15 protein-coding genes and 2 pseudogenes are annotated in these 16,391 nt (G+C 65.0%); 9 read left to right on the forward strand and 8 right to left on the reverse strand.

The genetic code is table 11. The features are described from left to right. Window positions 1-50: 50 nt before the first annotated feature. Window positions 51-1,247 carry a PucR family transcriptional regulator gene (locus tag FBY31_RS14500; protein WP_142042331.1) on the forward strand — a complete coding sequence of 399 codons (1,197 nt, stop codon included), beginning with the start codon at window positions 51-53 and terminating at the stop codon, window positions 1,245-1,247. A 61-nt stretch (window positions 1,248-1,308) separates the two neighbouring features. Here FBY31_RS14500 and FBY31_RS14505 read toward each other — a convergent pair whose 3' ends face one another. Then, a complete protein-coding gene (locus tag FBY31_RS14505; protein ID WP_142042334.1) occupies window positions 1,309-2,415 on the reverse strand; it encodes a GTP pyrophosphokinase in 1,107 nt (368 codons plus the stop codon). A 619-nt stretch (window positions 2,416-3,034) separates the two neighbouring features. Here FBY31_RS14505 and FBY31_RS23810 point away from each other — a divergent pair. Both FBY31_RS23810 and FBY31_RS23385 read left to right on the forward strand, forming a co-directional pair. After that, window positions 3,035-3,850, forward strand: a pseudogene (locus FBY31_RS23810) (carboxylesterase family protein); the annotation flags it as partial. 4 nt (window positions 3,851-3,854) lie between these two features. Continuing rightward, window positions 3,855-4,514 carry a carboxylesterase family protein gene (locus FBY31_RS23385; protein ID WP_235013069.1) on the forward strand — a complete coding sequence of 220 codons (660 nt, stop codon included), beginning with the start codon at window positions 3,855-3,857 and terminating at the stop codon, window positions 4,512-4,514. Window positions 4,515-4,682: 168 nt separating this feature from the next. Here FBY31_RS23385 and FBY31_RS23815 read toward each other — a convergent pair whose 3' ends face one another. The 4 genes from FBY31_RS23815 to FBY31_RS14535 all read right to left on the reverse strand — a co-directional run bounded on the left by FBY31_RS23815 (window position 4,683) and on the right by FBY31_RS14535 (window position 8,651). Further along, entirely contained in the window at window positions 4,683-4,985 is a 303-nt protein-coding gene (locus FBY31_RS23815) for a helix-turn-helix domain-containing protein (RefSeq protein ID WP_200833377.1), read from the reverse strand. 188 nt (window positions 4,986-5,173) lie between these two features. Continuing rightward, entirely contained in the window at window positions 5,174-5,701 is a 528-nt protein-coding gene (locus FBY31_RS14525) for a hypothetical protein (RefSeq protein ID WP_142042343.1), read from the reverse strand. A gap of 1,428 nt (window positions 5,702-7,129) precedes the next feature. Continuing rightward, window positions 7,130-8,020, reverse strand: coding sequence for an EamA family transporter (locus FBY31_RS14530; RefSeq protein WP_142042346.1), 891 nt, complete (start codon window positions 8,018-8,020; stop codon window positions 7,130-7,132). Between the two features lies 1 nt (window position 8,021). Then, complete coding sequence (locus FBY31_RS14535; protein ID WP_142042349.1) at window positions 8,022-8,651, reverse strand: helix-turn-helix domain-containing protein; 630 nt, start codon at window positions 8,649-8,651, stop codon at window positions 8,022-8,024. A gap of 109 nt (window positions 8,652-8,760) precedes the next feature. On the opposite strand from FBY31_RS14535, the gene FBY31_RS14540 reads away from it, so the two are divergent. The 3 genes and pseudogenes from FBY31_RS14540 to FBY31_RS14550 all read left to right on the forward strand — a co-directional run bounded on the left by FBY31_RS14540 (window position 8,761) and on the right by FBY31_RS14550 (window position 10,259). Continuing rightward, window positions 8,761-8,952 carry a hypothetical protein gene (locus tag FBY31_RS14540; RefSeq protein ID WP_142042352.1) on the forward strand — a complete coding sequence of 64 codons (192 nt, stop codon included), beginning with the start codon at window positions 8,761-8,763 and terminating at the stop codon, window positions 8,950-8,952. Between the two features lie 42 nt (window positions 8,953-8,994). Further along, window positions 8,995-9,258 (forward strand): annotated as a pseudogene (locus tag FBY31_RS14545) (MFS transporter); the annotation flags it as partial. Beyond that, a complete protein-coding gene (locus tag FBY31_RS14550) occupies window positions 9,255-10,259 on the forward strand; it encodes a ribokinase (RefSeq protein ID WP_142042355.1) in 1,005 nt (334 codons plus the stop codon). The pseudogene FBY31_RS14545 and the gene FBY31_RS14550, both read left to right, overlap by 4 nt. A 57-nt stretch (window positions 10,260-10,316) precedes the next feature. Here the strand turns inward: FBY31_RS14550 and FBY31_RS14555 are convergent, their stop codons facing one another. Together FBY31_RS14555 and FBY31_RS14560 are read right to left on the reverse strand one after the other, a co-directional pair. Further along, the gene (locus tag FBY31_RS14555) at window positions 10,317-11,534 is read right to left on the reverse strand and encodes an MFS transporter (RefSeq protein ID WP_142042358.1); all 1,218 of its coding nucleotides are present in this window, start codon (window positions 11,532-11,534) and stop codon (window positions 10,317-10,319) included. Window positions 11,535-11,802: 268 nt separating this feature from the next. Beyond that, entirely contained in the window at window positions 11,803-12,129 is a 327-nt protein-coding gene (locus FBY31_RS14560; protein WP_142042361.1) for a GYD domain-containing protein, read from the reverse strand. Between the two features lie 106 nt (window positions 12,130-12,235). On the opposite strand from FBY31_RS14560, the gene FBY31_RS14565 reads away from it, so the two are divergent. Next, on the forward strand, window positions 12,236-13,036 hold the full coding sequence (locus tag FBY31_RS14565) for an alpha/beta hydrolase (RefSeq protein WP_142042363.1): 801 nt from the start codon (window positions 12,236-12,238) through the stop codon (window positions 13,034-13,036). Between the two features lie 42 nt (window positions 13,037-13,078). Here the strand turns inward: FBY31_RS14565 and FBY31_RS14570 are convergent, their stop codons facing one another. Then, window positions 13,079-13,804, reverse strand: a complete 726-nt coding sequence (locus FBY31_RS14570; protein WP_142042367.1) for a GntR family transcriptional regulator — start codon at window positions 13,802-13,804, stop codon at window positions 13,079-13,081. Between the two features lie 138 nt (window positions 13,805-13,942). Between FBY31_RS14570 and FBY31_RS14575 the strand changes: the two genes are divergently transcribed. Together FBY31_RS14575 and FBY31_RS14580 are read left to right on the forward strand one after the other, a co-directional pair. Beyond that, window positions 13,943-15,325, forward strand: coding sequence for an MFS transporter (locus FBY31_RS14575; protein ID WP_142042370.1), 1,383 nt, complete (start codon window positions 13,943-13,945; stop codon window positions 15,323-15,325). Continuing rightward, window positions 15,322-16,353, forward strand: a complete 1,032-nt coding sequence (locus FBY31_RS14580; RefSeq protein WP_142042373.1) for an L-idonate 5-dehydrogenase — start codon at window positions 15,322-15,324, stop codon at window positions 16,351-16,353. Before FBY31_RS14575 ends, FBY31_RS14580 begins: the two co-directional genes overlap by 4 nt. Window positions 16,354-16,391 lie beyond the last annotated feature (38 nt).

Raw genomic sequence — 16,391 nt, forward strand, 5'->3', positions numbered from 1 at the left:
TTGCGGAAACAATGGATGAACACAGTGCAGTGCGGTTTTAGAATGGGCATATGCCCAGCCAAGCGTCCGAGGACGCCATGCACGCGTCCCGCGAGCCGGCTTCCAGGTCAGTGGTTTCGGATGTGGTGGCCGACTGCCTCGCCGACATCGACCGGATCGCGCGCGAGTACCTGCTTGAGGTGCAGAAGATCGACGATTACGCAGGCTCGGCGGTGGTCGCCCAAGACCTCGAAGAGACAGCTGTCGCGTCGATGGAACTGTTGCTGCGGCTCGTTGGCAACCTTCCCATACCGGACAGGCTGGCCGGGGTGTCCGAAGCTCTCGGTCACCGCCGCGCCCAGCAGGGACTGCCCCTTGAGTCCCTCCTGCGTGCGGTACGCATGGACTTCCGGATCCTCTGGACCGCAATGCTGGAGAAAGTTCCCGCCGAGTTCCTGCCGGACTTCACCCAGGACGCAGTGCGTGTCTGGGAAGCGGTGGAGTTCCACACCATCCGGGTGCATGCGGGTTATCTCAACGAGTTGGCCACCATGGCACAGGAAAAAGAGACGCAGCGGGCGTTTCTCCTCTCGCGGCTCATCAATTCGGAGGGAAAGGATCCACAGCTGCTGGGGCAGGCCGCCCGCGCGCTCGGTGTGAAGCCGGAGAGCAGCTTCATCGTTGCCGTTGCGGCAGGACACGCGCAGAAGGCCTTCCGGGCCGGCGTGCTCCGCGCCGGCGTCGGCCAGTTCCTGCACGAGCGCGACGGCGCGCTGATCCTGATTCTGGAGGACGTCCCCGCCCGGGCCAGACGGGAACCGGAGGGAACGCGCGCATGGCTTGCCGCGCTGGACTGCTTTGTGGCTCCTCCCGCCCGGTCATTGGCCGCTGTGCCCCCAATGCTCCGGATCGCACTGGAATCATTACCGGTGGTAACGCCCGACCGTCCAGGCCAGCGGACAGTGCGTGACGCCTGGGGGTACGTTGCCGCCACTCGCCTCGGAGAATACGGGACCGTCTTGGCTGACACCGTGCTGGGACCGCTCGCAACGATTTCCGCGCATGAGAGGGACCGGCTCATCGACACGGTCCAGGCGTACCTTCGCTCCGGGTCGGTGTCCGAAACTGCCGCGGAGCTGTACTGCCACCGAAACACGGTACTCAACCGGCTTGCCCGATTCGAGCAGCTCACCAGCTTCGACCCCGCCAATCCCCAGGACGCCGCTACGGTGATTGCCGCTCTCCACGTCCACTTCCTCAGGCGGTAGCATTGCGCCACCTCCGCCTGGTGCCATGTCTACCTCGACGTGCACAGACGCTTGGGCGCTCCTACTTCTTCGTCAGCCGGTACCGCTCAATCTCTTTGAGCCGCCGCAGGAGGCTGTCGCGCCGGGGGTGCGGGACGGCGTCGGGCGCTTCGGCAGTGAGGTCGATGTGTTTGGTGCCGTACTGCCACAGCAGAAGGTCATCGAGCAGCCGGTCCGGGCCGGGGGAGTACCGGTGGTCCAGGGCCTTGCGGACTTCGGTAATGCGGTTGGCGCTCAACAGCCCGGCGAGTTCCATGGTCTGGTTGAGGCCGTGCGCGGCGAGGAGTTCGGCGGCCCAGCCCCAGTCGTCGTCCACCTTCCGGTCCACGTGCGGGAGCAATGTCCGCCACACGTCCCGGATGCGGTTCGGCGTCAGCGGCGCAGCGCCCTCACCCTCGGTATCCCAGAAGCTGCGGACTTCCTCGTAGCGTTCGTGCAGGTCGGCGAAAGCCGTTTCCACGGTTTCCAGCATCGCGGCCGTGGCGGTGAACTGCCTGTCGAAGTGCGGGGTCCAAGCGCGCGGGTCCTCGGCCTTGAACCGGATGTCGTGCTCGATCTCGCTCCACGCGTGCGCAAAAATCGTGCGGATCTGGCACTCGAAAAAGTAGCTGCCGTTGGGCTGGACATCCGGGTTGAAGACCTGCTGGTACTCCTTGACGGCCTCGTTCTGGATGGTCCGCAGGATCAGGTGGCGGCTGGAATAGCCGTAGGTGCCGGACTCGATGGAGCCGATGTCCTTTTCCCGGTCCCCGCGGCAGTCGAACAGCTGCCGCTGCCGCTTGATGATGTTGGCCACCGCGGCGTTCTCGGCGGGCAGCTTGGTGATGACACGGATGCCCACCATGTCATTCAACGTCCGGAACGGGTCCGGGAACTTCAGGACAGGCGGGCCGCCCGGCTCCAGCGGCTCCTCGATCCGGGAGATCTTCTCCTTGAACGACTCCACCGTCTTCGTGCGTCCCGTAATGAACAGCGGCGTGACCTCGGTGTCCTTCAGCATGTCCCGCATCACCAGCAGGACATCCCGCGTGACCAGCTTCAGGGCAGGCCGGACGCGCTCGTAGATCTCCACGTTCCGCTGCACGGACTCGCGCAGGTCCGCGTCCAGGCTCTCCCAGTTACTTGGCATAATCCCAGCTTACGGCCGGGCACTGACAGAACGGCGGCGGCCGGAGCCTCCAGCCTTCCGCGGCAACAGTGGATCATCGGACAAGACAGCTGAACGAGACACGCGTCCACCATCACAGCCCCCGGAACCGCATCCAGGTGCGAATGGATCACCACGCCATGTGGGCGACTCGCGCCTTTGTCGCGTGGAAGTTCATCGCGACCATAATGACCAAACCGGTGACGTCGGGCACACTCTTCCTAGACTTTGATCGTCGCTGGCTCCACGTGGAGGAACCCTTCACTGGCGCGGTTGACGTGCACGCCGGACCGGCCCGGCGGATCCGTTCCGATCGGAACTGACCGTCGATGGCAAGGCCGGCCGGTCTGATGACCTTCGTCGATGTCCTCACCCGCGCAGATCCTGCCGCCTGCAGGACGGCGCTCGACATCCCTCCACACATGGGCTTGTGCACCCACAAGTCCCAGGCGGTTCAAGGTTTCGCCAAACAATTCACTAAGGAGCCGCATTGTCCCTCACTCATCGTGGGCGTTTTCTTACCCTGGTTACTCTTGTGAGCGTGGCCTTCGGGTTGATACCCTCGCCAGTTTCCGCGTCGCCACGTGCTTCGCCCGTCGTGGTGACGGAGACCGGTGCCGTAGGTGGGGAATCCCACCAGATTCCCGGATCGGCACTCGGAGCAGAAAAGTTCCTTGGCATCCCCTACGCGGCTCCTCCGGTGGAGCGATTGCGGTGGGCACCTCCCGCGCCCGCGTCTAGATGGGAGGGCGTGCGAGATGGCAGCGTTCCCCCACCCATCTGCCCTCAAGGCGCCGATGGCAGCGAAGACTGCCTCTACCTGAACCTGTATCGCCCCGCAGAGACCAGACGCCCTTCATCACTGCCGCTCATGGTGTACGCCTACGGTGGCGGCAACGTGAGCGGAAGCGCCAACAGGTTCGATGGCGGGCGGATCGCCGCCGTCAACGGCGTCCTGGTCGTCGTATTCAACTACCGGCTCGGCGCCTTGGGCTTCCTGGATCACCCAGACATCGCCAAGGAATCGCCTACCGGACAGGCAGGCAACTACGGGGTCATGGACAGCAAGGCAGCGCTCGAGTGGGTCCAGCGCAACATCACCGCCTTCGGCGGCGATCCGGCCAGGGTCACATTGGCTTCCCAGTCGTCCGGGGCGACGAACACCTGCCAGTTGCTCACCGACCCTGCAACCAAGGGTCTCTACAGTGCCGCGATCTTGAGCAGCGACGACTGTCTTCACGACGTCGACACACCGCGGCAGGCCGTTGAGCGTGCGGAGGACTTGGCCCGGAAGGTTGGTTGCACCGGTTCGACCAAGGTGACCGATTGCCTGCGGTCGAGGAAGCCAGCTGAGCTCACCACGGCAGGTGGAAACTGGAACCCCGTGGCCGCAGTGCCCGCCAGTGAGAAGATCGCTACGGGTGATTGGAACCGTGTCCCGATCATGCTCGGCAGCACCCGGAACGAGGGCCGGTCCGCCGGGAACGGCGTTCACCAAGTTCACCGCTGCCGACTACAAGAGCTGGGTCGCGCGACTCGTCGGACCCGAGAATGCCGATTCAGCGCTGAAGGCATATCCAGCCGACAAGTACAGCGGGCCGTATGCGATTCCCTATGTGATTGGCGACTTCATCACTGATAGCGGGATGCGGGGCTTGGGCGGTTGCACGAACATCGCTGTGGCAACGAGTCTCGCATCGCAGACTCCGACCTTTTACTACGAGTTTGACGATCCGAACGTTCCGGCACCCAGCACTCCCGCCGGCTATGAGTATCTGGCATCGCACGGCTACGACGTGCCCTATTTGTCCCCGGACAGTCCTCGCGGCGAGGACGTCTCTTCCCGCTTCACATCGGCGCAGCGACAACTGTCCGCCGAGATGATCAGGTACTGGGGCGAGTTCACCAAGAACCACCGTCCATCAGGTCAGGGTCAGGCGTCTTGGCCTCAGCTGAGTGACACCATGATGATTCTGCGGCCAGGTGGCAGCTACGTCAGCCCCGTAAGCACCTTTTCCAATGATCACGCATGCTCGTTCTGGTCTATGATGCCGCCCATTCTCGACCGCGGAGAGATCTAACCCTCGCGGACCGCCGGCCGCATCAGGTGACTGTCTGATGCGCCGGCGACCCTGGCGGCTGTGTGCAGGGCAGTCAGGTGGTCCCTGTCGTCCACATGTTTGCAGGGAAAGCCGCGGAGCGGTGGAGCTTTCGCTGTGCACATGATGCTCCTATAGGCGTCAAACTGACTAATGCGGTTCCTTGGGGCCGACGGGAGGGATGCCTTGACCGAAGATCAGGGTGGGCATGGTGTCCCGCCAGCGTGGACCCGCGGTGTTGCCGGGTGCCGCGACGGTTCGCCTAAAGAGCCGGACCCCGAACTCCCGCTCAAGGTCATGCAACTGCTCCGAGAGTCCCCGCTGGCTCAGACATAACCGTGCGGCGGCGAAGCGGGAATTGAGCTTTCTTGGCCAAGGCCAGGAAAGCTTGGAGATGTTGAAGCCGCGTGCTTGCTGTCCCCCCGGTTGAGTCGGCGGGACTCGGGGCGCCATGGGGGACAGGGCACGCCTTCGAAGCCCCGTCCAGTGGGTAAATCACTGAGGATGCGGCCTGGCATGGGTGGGCCCCGGAGCCCACAGAATGGGTTCTCCGGGGCCTTCAGTCCGCAACCGCTGGGGAGATGCTGCGGACTGTCATGTGGCTGAGCAGTGGGTCCTGCTCTACCTCATGAGAGCGTCGACTAACCCGTGATCAGGATGGCCGGCCCGGGGAACCCGTCGAAGGTCAGCGTGTACACGTAGCTGATGCCGGTGTCAGTGACTTCTGGTTCCCAGTTGGGGTTGGGGCAGGAGAAGGTGTCCAGGAACTCCTCCTCGCTCTGTACGGTCGCGGACCGCTCGTCGACGATCAGCTTGCCGTTCCTGGTGGGGGTGAGTTCCGCAGAGTCTGTCGTCGTCGCGGACTCGGTGAACGGGTCGACGACCTTGTCTTTACTGCCAGGGTTTCGGCACTCGCCCGTGAACGTTCTGGTGACAGCGAGTTCTACGAACGCGTTCGTATTCCCGACGCCTGCAATCGCCGTATCAGTACACGTGACGGTGTTGTCGTCTTCGACGGTACAGACGGGCTCGGCTTCTCCCCTGGCGTAGTGCGCTCCCTCAGGAGCGTTATCGAAGTTCGTAACCGCCTGTGCCGCGGCCATGCCCGTTGCGAGGGCGAACAGTATTGCCGCGAACAGAGTCAGGACGCGGCGGAGTGATAGCTTCATTTTTTTGGCTTTCTGCAGATGCCCTGGGCGTCGATGCCGAAGGCAGTAATAACAGGGATTTGCGGATCCGGCTTTCGCCGATCCATGTGTCGCTTCGGAGGCCCTCATAAGCCCCCAAAAGCCACCCGGCCGCAGCACCCAGATTGAGCTGCGGCTTTCAAATCGGGCGAGCGACCAGCAGCGCCATTGCTTGTGCTGTCCTCGCCGTTCAAAAGATTAGGGCCGTATCCGGCCAATTTTTCTTACTGATATTGGGATTATATGAATCCGCCGGCTCCCAGCTCGTGGCGGTGCGCATGTCGTCAGTGTCAGGCGACACGGAGGTTTTTGAAACGTCACCTCCGCAGGGGAAAAGCTTACGTCTGTGCGGCGGATCGTAAAATACGGGGGTGATAAATAGGGGAGGGGTAGAGGGGACATTAGGTAGGCGTCTTGCCTCAACTTTCCGTCTCTATTTTTTTGGAACCAACAACGTGGGCTTCGTCCAGGTGCTCGTGACATGAGGGGCCTCAGTCGCACAGTCAGGTTGCCGCTGGAATTGTCGCTACGCAAACGCCGAACGGGCTTTAGGGCGCCCCGTCGCTGCCCTCGGTCAACCACGAGGAATGCAGGCAACTGCCGGGCAAGAAATGAGAAGGCATGACTCTCGTAACGACGCAGCCCGTCAAGGACCCACTAGGGCCGATGTGGACACCCCTCATTCATCCATGCTTTGTCCCGCGGAACACGACGAGCCGGCCCACATCGGGACCGGCTCTTGTCGTCAGGGACACCGATTGCGACAGAGTGACGGTGGCCGCTAAGGCCCACCGTCACCGGCCAACTGGGGGAGCAGCCGGTGACGGGGACAATACAAGTTTACCAACGCACTTGGTCCTGGAGACTGGATGCTCCTATAGCCGTCGAATCGGCGTCTGTAGCGTTGAGACAACTTAAGGTGACTTTGAGCTGTCCATGATGGGAGTCAATTGAGGTTATCCACGGCTGGATTTTTGGGAGCCGTTGGGGTAGCTCCCCTCGGCGGTGGTAGCGGTGGATAACCCATGAGAGTTGTCCCCGGTTGTGGACTGAGGTCAAGCATTCAATGAGAGCGGCGAGCACGTCATTAGTGGAGCTATTCACGTGCTTGGGGAGAGCTGCTGTTGGGTGAGCCATTGCCGGTACCTTTGGGCGACGTGGTCGTTTCCGGCGATCCCTCGTTCTATGCGGGAGAGGTTGAGGGCCGCTGGCTGAGCTGTTCGGCTGCTTGCTGCAATTTGACGCCGAGCTGCCGCCTGAGGGGCCGGAGGTCGGTCATGTCAGGTGCTGCGACAGGGCTGAATATCTGGCGATAGATTTCACGGGCGACGCAGCGTGGAGCCGAAACGCGGTGCACCGTACCCGGGTAAGCAGCCTTACCGGCCGGGCTTCAGCCGGGTGAACGCCGGCTCAGCCTACGAAGTCGAGGTCGGCAGGACTACCGCTCTGCTCTTTGGCCGGCCGCCTGCCACCGCGCTGGGCGCCGGCGCCGGCGAGGACCACCAGCAGGATCCCAACCACCTGGATGGCAGAGGGCTGCTGGTGCAGGATGAGCAGCCCGAGGAGGACGCCAACTGCGGGTTCGAGGGCCATCAGTGTGCCAAACGCGGTGGGTGTCATCCTCCGCAGGGCCAGCATTTCCAGCGCGAACGGCAGCACAGGGAGCAGGATGGCCAGCCCGGCCGCGGCGGCCAGGATGTCCAGGCTGAGGTGGCCGGCGGCCTGGGGAATTCCGACGACGGCGGCCGCCACCGCGGCGACGGGCACTGTGAGCGTGAGCGCACCGATGCCGGTGAACCTGTCCCCGATCCGTTGCGTCAGCAGAATGTAAACGCCCCAGCCGATGGCCGCCAGTGCCGCCCACGCCACGCCAGCAAAGTTGAAGTCACCTTGCCAGGGCTGGGTCAGCAGGACCACGCCACCCAGCGCCAAAGCGGGCCAGGCGAGGGCCCTGCGGTTGTGGCTGCGAAGGGCCGCGACGGTCAACGGACCGAGGAATTCGATCGCGACGGCGGTCCCGAGATGTATGTGCTCCACCGCGGCGAGGAACCCGACGGTCATCACACCGGTGGTGACCCCAAGGCCAAGCAGCGGCAAGACATCGGCGCGGCGGATTGAGCGCAGCGGCGGCCTGCCAATGGCCAGGAGAATGACGGCGCCCATGCTCAGGCGCAGCCATGCGGTTCCGGCGGGACCCACGGTTTCGATCATGTTCACGGACAGGGCCGAGCCGAGCTGGACTGACAGGATCGCCGTGACCGCCAACCCCCACGGCGGGACAGGGACGTTTCCCTTGAACATCTCAGTTTCCTTTGCTGTCTTTGGGCGCTTCGGAGTGTGCTTCCGCGCGGTGCCCCGAGCCCACTCCCGGTTCGAAGACCGCCAGGGAGAATCTTGCCGGGCCGCTGCCCGGATTGGCGTACGAGTGCTCGAGGTCGCCCGGGAAGGAAACGGCGTCGCCGGCCTCAAGGACAAAGGATTCGTCGCCCACCACAACCGTGACGGACCCCTCCCGGACCTGGAGGAGCTCCTTGGTGCCGGACGCGTGGGCCTCGCTTTCGTGCTGGTCTCCGGACCCCAGCGTCCAGTCCCAGAGCTCAACTACATCCGGTGACCCGGTTCCGGCCACCAGCACTCCGCGGCCACCGGCCGCGGAGCTCCAGAGAGCCGCGCCGTCGCCACTCCGGGTGACCGTCACGGGCCTGGGACGCGGCGCATCGACCAACGCCGGCAGGCCGATGCCCAGCGCGTCGCTGATCCTGAGCAAGGTTCCCACGCTCGGATTCGCGGCGCCCTGCTCAACGTTGACCAGCATGCGGCGGCTCACTCCCGTGGCTTCTGCCAGCTGGTCGAGGGTCCAGCCCCGCGACTGCCGTTCTTGCCGCACCCGGCCACCAATCGCTATTGCTAGTGCAGATGTACCCTTGTCCATAAGTGCAGCATACTGCACCCAGAGTGCACTGCAGCAATTCGGATGCCGCTGTGCGAAAGGATGCCCTGCGGCCCTTCCTGAAGAGTGCGCCAGGTGGGACGATGCCCTTATGAGCGAAACAAGCGAAGGAACGCAGCGCGACCTTGGTCCCCACCAGCACGCCCATGCTGCACCCACTACCCAGCAGATGCGAACCGTCGGCCAACGTCGGCGGGACGCGGAGGAAAAGCTGGAGCACCACCTCCAGGAAGCCCGGCATAAGAATGAACACCACAAGATTGAAGATGCGGCGGGGGCCTAGAACCCCGGCGTCGCGAAGTCCTGGCCGCCTCACGCCAACTCACACTTCATGCTCAACGGACTCGGCGTTGTCCTCTCGCCCGCCGGTAACCCCCGTTTCCTGCCCGGCATGAACGCTGGCGCCTTCAACCTCGGCGCGGGCCTCAGCTTCCTGGTGCTGCCCGCCGTCCTGGTGGCGACGTCGGCGCTCGGGGATGTAAGGGCGTCTTACCTGACCGTGGTGGTCGTTGGCCTGGCCCTCACCGTAGCCGCATTCGCCGCCTCGCTGCTGATCCCCAAGCCGGTGCAAGGCGAGGTGGCCGAATGAGCGCCTCCGCCGCATCTGCGGCTGAAACTGGCGCCGGCCGGGGCGACGAGGGGCGCTCAGGCCGGATCGTCGTCGTCGGCTCCCTGAACGCCGACCTCACCATCTACTGTGACCGCCTCCCGCAGCCCGGCGAGACGGTGCACGGCAACGGTTTCGCTGTGAATCCGGGCGGCAAGAGTGCCAACCAGGCCGTGGCCGCCAGCCTGCTCGGCGGGAACGTCAGCCTGGTGGGCGCAGTGGGGGAGGACCCCAACGGCGACATGCTGCTCTCCTCCGCGGCCCGTGCCGGAGTGGACGTGGGCCATGTCCGGGCGGCGTACGAGCCCACGGGCGTCGCCGTGATCGCCGTGGATTCCAGCGGGGAGAACAACATCATCATCTCCGCCGGCGCCAACGGCACATTGTCCCCGGCGGATGTGGCCGGGGCTTCCGACGTCCTGGCGGAGGCCGCCGTCGTATGCCTCTGCCTGGAGGTCAGTATGCAGACGGTGCTGGCAGCCGCCCAGGCAGGGCACGACGCCGGCGCAACAGTCCTGCTGAACCTCTCTCCCTATGCGCACATCCCGGCAGCCCTGGCCGAGTTGACGGACGTCCTGCTGGTGAACGCCCATGAAGCCGCGCTGTTCCTCGGCCCAGGGGCATCTGTCCCGGGTGCCGATGCCCGTGCCGCGCAGTGGAATGCCGTGCGGGAAAGGTTTGCCGGGCGGGGGATCCAGCAGATCCTGGTGACGCTGGGTTCCCACGGCTCCGTGGTGCTGGACTCGCTGGCCCCACCGGACCGCCTTGTCACTTTTGTGGAGCCCGCCAAGGTCGCCGCCGTGGACACCACCGGCGCGGGCGACGCCTTTACCGGTGCCGTGGCAGTCCGGCTTGCGGCCGGCGATGCGCTCGCCGACGCCGCAGCCTTTGCTTCCGTGGCGGCTGCCTTGGCCACCACCCGGAAGGGGACACAGGCTGCGTACCCGGAGGCGGCAGACGTCCAGAGGTTGCTGCGCGGTTGAAACAGCTGTCCGGGTGGGCGTCTGAAGAGGTCCCGCCCGGACTACTGCCAGGGACCCCTAACTGACCGGGGCTTCGGCACGCTCTGTTGCAACAGCCCGGGGGACCGCCAGCAGGGCTGCCACGGCCAGGGCGCCGGCTGCCGCGAAGACGTAGAAACCCCAGGGGTAGGCGATGCCTGCGGCGATCAGCCCGCCCGTCAGGGCAGGCCCTGCAATGGCGCCGATGCGGCCCACGCCGGCAGCGAAGCCGAGTGCGGTGGCGCGCAGGCGGGCAGGGAACAGCTGGCTGACCCAGGCGTAAACGAGTACCTGGGAGCTGAAGACGAACACGCCCGTGACGAAGACGAGCACGTTCAGCAGGACCGCGTTGTCGACCTTGACGCTCAAGAGGGCGAGGCATACCGCCGAGAGCCCAAACCACAGCAACACGATGGGCTTGGTTCCGTGCTTGTCGGCCAGGATGCCCGCGATGATAAGTCCTGCAACGGCGCCGAGATTCAAGACCAGGAGCAGGGAAAGCCCGGCGCTGACAGGATATCCGGCGGAAGCCATCAGTTGCGGAAGCCAGGTATTCAGGCCATATACCAGCAGCAGCCCCATGAACGAAGCTGCACCGATGGCCGCCGCAATGAGGGGATAAGGCTTCTGCACCAGGCTCCGGAACCCGGTCTTTTCCTCTGCGCCGGCAGCCCGGGCCGCGGGCAAGGTCTCCGGCAGCTTGAACCAGAGGAACGGCGCAAGGACCAAACCGGCAAGGCCTACCACCACAAACATGATGCGCCAGTCTGGGATGACAATCATCGCCAGGAAGGCTGTGGCCACCGCGCCAACGTGGTATCCGGTCATGGTGCGGGTGGTTGACTTGCCGGCCGAGCTTGCCGGGGCATAGTCGTTCATGTAGGCAAGGGCGGCCGGCAGGCATGCCCCAAGCCCGGCGCCGGCCAACAGCCGAAGCGCGCCGAAGACGGCAACATTCGGGGCCCACACTACCGCGAGGGTGAAGAGTGAGAACCAGACCACGCATGCCACCAGCAGGTTCCGGCGCCCGAAGCGGTCCGAGAGCGGGGCAATGAAGAGCGCTCCCAGGCCCACGCCCACGAGCGAGATGGTGGCCACGAAAGTAGCGCCCACCGCATCAAATCCGAGCTCACCGGTCTTGATCAACGTGGGAATGACGGTGCCCAGCACTACGAGGTCAAAGCCGTCCAGGACCATGGCCAGCCAGCAAAGCCACACTGGCCAACGCGTCGGGCGGGCGGAGGGAGAAGTTGTCATGGAATCCTCATTGATTTAGTAAAAGGAGGGAAGTGCAGCCGATCGAGAGCACCGCCACATCCACACGTGACCCACGGCATGCTTTCTTCCATCGACAAGGGTACAGGCGTTGTTCAATAAGTGCACAAAAGTTCGCTTATCGAACAAACGCCTGCTTGCGCTCTCCCAACCGACGCCTGTGGCTGCCCTGCATCGATTGCCCCTAGGCCGCCGTTTTCAAGCGCGAAAAAGGCAATTGCCGGAGCATTCGATGCATAACCCGTGAGGGTCAGTTGCCCGGGGGCTGGTATTTGATCTCGGCGGCTTTCCGGAGCGCTTCGATGGTTTCTTCGACACTCATGAGCACAGTGGTGTCGAACGAGCTGAGCGCGCCGCCCCCGCTGATGGCCAGCGCGACCGCAGCCATGGAGACGTTGTCCGGAGCTTCCCAGAGGTTGTAGCCGTCGTGGCTGCCGAAGGCGTACCAGAACCCGTGAAGTTTCCCGCCCACCGATTCGATGTACGCCTGCGCGGCCTTTCGCCGGTCTTCGGGGTTGTTGGTCAGCCGGTGCCAGGTCTCCGGCGTGTAGCTGAACTTTGACAGATAGAGCGGCATCTTCTCGTCCTTACTGGAGTGCTGGAAGTGCGGGTCCACTCAGGATGGCAGTGGGCCCGCCCCCCGGCAACGGCCGGGGATTGTCAGGGCGCGGTACGCTCGGCACATGGCGCAGCGGCACAGGTATTACTACGGCGATGACCCCAGCCAGTGGGGCGAACTGTTCCTCCCCGAACTGCCCGACGGCGGTACGCACCGCGGCGTGGTGGTGGTGATTCACGGCGGCTACTGGCGCCCGCAGTACGGTGCCGAGTTGGGGGAGCCGCTGGCCGCGGACCTTGCCGACCACGGGATGGCGGCGTGGAACCTCGAGTACCGCCGCGCGGGAAACGGCGGCGGTTGGCCCCATACCTTCCAGGACGTTCTGGCGGGCATCGACAAACTGCAGGAGCTTGCTGCTCCGCATTCCTTGGACCTGGCCAACGTGGTGGCACTTGGCCACTCGGCGGGCGGGCACCTGGCCGTGTGGGCGGCAGGCCGGGACCGGCTGGGGCAGTTGGGGCTGGAGGCAGAGCACCGCGACGTCGGGTCAAAAGACGATGGCGTCCGTCTCACCGGCGTGGTGAGCCAGTCAGGTGTCCTGAACCTCGCCGAGGCTGAAAGGCTCAACCTCAGCAACGGTGCCGTGGCCAACCTGCTGGGCGGCCCGTCGTCGGAATTTCCCGGCCGGCACCGGTACGCGGACCCGATGGCTGCGCTCCCGCTGGACGTTCCGGTTTATGCCGTGCACACAACGAAGGACGAGGACGTTCCGCTGGCGATATCAGCCACCTATGTCGAGGCAAGCCAGGCCGGGCCGGTGCCGGCGGAACTGGTCATGGTGCCCGGCGACCACTTCGCCCTCATCGACCCGGAGGCAGAGGCATACGTGACGTCCCGGGAGCTGGTGCAGCAACTGCTCGGCTGAGCGTAAACGGGCCGCTCCGGGCGGCGACCCCGGCAACTGACGCTAGGTAAGGCGGGCGACGCTCCGCCTGCCGGGACGTGGCGCCGCACCGTCGGAAAAGAGCTCCGGGGTTGATTCCTGGATGCGCTGGACGTCCTCGAAGACGCCCCGCAGGTGGAGGCGAAGGCTGCTGTCGGCGTCGTTCAGGTTGTTGGCCTCCAAGGCATCCACGACGGCGGTGTGCTGTTCGATGAGGGTGGCCACTGGCCGGGTATCGAGCAGGCTGAGGCGGCGGGCACGGTCAAGGTGGGCCTTGGCGGAGTTGACGGCCGCCCAGGCGGACTCGTGGCCCGCCAGGCGCAGCAGCTCCCGGTGGAAGTCCTCATCCAGCCGGAAGAATTCCTCCACGTCGCCCGCGGCATCGGCATCTGACTGGGCCTTCAAAATCTCCCGCAGGCCGGCGATGCCCGCGCTGTCCACGGCAAGGTCCCGCAGCGAAGCGCATTCGATCGCCTCGCGGACAAACTGGGCCTCGGAAACCCGGCCCAGGTCCACCAGGGACACAAAGGAGCCGATCTGGGGGAAGACCTGGACCAGGCCTTCCTCGCGCAGCAGGATCAGGCTCTCGCGTACCGGCGTCCTGCTGACGCCGAGCTCCTGCGCAAGTTCGTTCTCGGACAGCGGCTCGCCTGGAGGAAGCTGCAGCGAAATGATGCGCCGCCGAAGCGTCTCAAGGGTCTGGTCCCGCACGGAGAGCCGCGGCGCCGCACCTCGTTTATCCCTAACCATGTGCTCATTCTATGCGGTTGACACACTAGAATGGTAGTGCTTGTATGGTAGTCGAACGTGCTGTCGGTCACTGTTGCAGACCGCCAACGTCCCCCCGTTTGATCCCCTTCGTTCGCATCGCCTGCAAAGGAGCACCTGATGACCGAAAGCATTGCGCCCCCCAACACCAGGAAGGAATCCCGGTCAACCCGGGACCTTGCCAAAGTTGCCGTATCCGGCTGGCTGGGAACGGCTATGGAGTTCATGGACTTCCAGCTGTATTCGCTGGCAGCAGCCATTGTCTTCAACAAGCTCTTCTTCCCCGACGTCAGCCCGGTCATCGGCCTCATCGCCGCCATGGCAACCTACGGTGTAGGCTACGTTGCCCGTCTTGCGGGTGCCGTTTACTTCGGCCGGATGGGTGACAGGATCGGCCGCAAGAAGGTCCTCTTCATCACCATCGCCCTGATGGGTGCGTCCACAACGCTGATCGGTGTCCTCCCCACCTACGCGATGATTGGCATCTGGGCCCCCATCCTGCTGGTGGCCCTGCGCCTGGCGCAGGGCTTCGGTGCAGGCGCCGAGATCGCCGGCGCTACCGTGATGCTGGCTGAATTCGCTCCCGCCCGCCGCCGCGGCCTCATCTCTTCCCTCGTGTGCCTGGGCACCAACTCAGGAACCCTCGCCGCATCTGCCATTTGGGCGATCCTGGCCGCAACCCTCTCCGAGGAACAGCTCCTGGCCTGGGGTTGGCGCATCCCGTTCCTGTTCAGCTTCGTGCTGATGATCTTCGCAGTCTGGGTCCGCCGCTCCCTCAAGGAAAGCCCCGTCTTCGAAGAGCGCGCCGACGTCGTCGATGGCGTTGCACTGTCCAAGAGCGAAATCGCCGCTGCGCAGGAACTGGCAAAGACCAGCACCATCGAGGCTGCACTGCACCAGCGCAAGGGCAAGGCTTTCCTCATCGCACTCGGCCTTCGCTTTGGGCAGGCAGGAAACTCCGGGCTCGTGCAGACCTTCCTCGTTGGCTACATCGCCACCGTCCTCCTGGTGGACAAGAGCGTGGCCACCAGCGCCATCATGTACGGCTCGCTGCTTGGTTTCCTGACCATCCCCGTGATGGGCATCCTCGGTGACCGCTTCGGGCGCCGGCCGCTCTACCTTGCACTCAGCTCCCTCACCGCGCTGTTCGCCATTCCCATGATGTTGATGGTCACCAGCGGCAACACTGTCCTCATCACCGTCGCCATGGTGGTAGGCCTCAACCTGGGCGTGCTGAGCCTGTTCGCCATGGAGAGCGTCACCATGGCCGAGTTCTTCGGCGCCCGCGCGCGCTTCACCCAGCTCGCGCTCGCCAAGGAGATCGGCGGCATCCTTGCCACCGCCATCGGGCCGCTGCTGGCCGCCACCCTCACCGCAATCACCGGCCACTGGTGGCCCCTGGCCGCGATGCTCATCGCCTACTCACTGATCACCCTCACCTCCGCCTTCATTGGTCCCGAGGTCCGCGGCCGCGACATGGTCCGCCTGGAAGACGCCGTATGAAAGCCGTTGTAGTCCACGGCGCCAATGACCTCCGGATCGACGAACGGCCGGAGCCGGTGGCCGGCCCCGGGGAGGTAGTGCTCGACGTCGAATGGGGCGGCATCTGCGGATCAGACCTTTCCTACTGGCGCCACGGCGCCTCGGGAACGGCGGCGCTGAAGTCGCCGCTGGTCCTGGGGCACGAGGTTGCCGGCCGGATCGCCCAGCTGGGCGCCGGCGTCAGGGGCCTCGAGGTGGGGCAGCCGGTCACGGTGCACCCGGCGGAACTGGTGGGGGACGGCATCATGCCGGAGCGCCTGGCCGGCCGGACCAACCTCTACCCGCAGATCCGGTACTTCGGCTCCGCCGCCTTCGATCCCCATACTGACGGCGGGTTCAGCGAGCGCAAGCTCGCCCGCGCCTCCCAGATCCGGCCACTGCCGGAGGGCGTGGACACGCTGCACGGTGCGCTGGCCGAACCCCTCGCCGTCGCCCTTCATGCCGTCAGCCGCGTGGGCAGCCTCGCCGGCCGGGACGTCCTGGTCAACGGTGCAGGCCCCATCGGATCCCTCGTGGTGGCTGCGGCCAAGCACGCCGGCGCCAGGAACGTCATTGCCACGGACATCAGTGAAGCGTCGCTGGCTATCGCAAAGGCCATGGGTGCCGACGAGGTGCTGAACGTCTCCGGCGGCGGCCCCCTCCCGCAGGACATGGAACTCGTATTCGAAGCAACCGGTATCCCCGCAGTACTCGGTGGGGTCCTGCGTGCCACCGCCCGCGGCGGCACCATCGTCCAGGTGGGCAACCTGCCGGGCGCCCCCGCGGCCGCGGCGTTGGGCGACCTGGTGACACGCGAAATCACCTGGATCGGTTCCTACCGGTTTGTGGATGAGATCAGCGATGCCCTCCGCGCCATGGCGGAAGGCCTCGACGTGTCGCCGGTCATCACGCACACGTTTGATCTTGACCAGGCCGAGGAAGCCATGCGCGTTTCCGCTGACCCGGCCGCGGGCAGCAGCAAGGTCATGCTCCGCCTCACCGCCAACTGACCACCCCGGAACAGCCCACCCACCGCAACCAAGTAGCA

The sequence above is a fragment of the Arthrobacter sp. SLBN-100 genome (assembly GCF_006715305.1).
Taxonomy (GTDB): Bacteria; Actinomycetota; Actinomycetes; order Actinomycetales; family Micrococcaceae; genus Arthrobacter.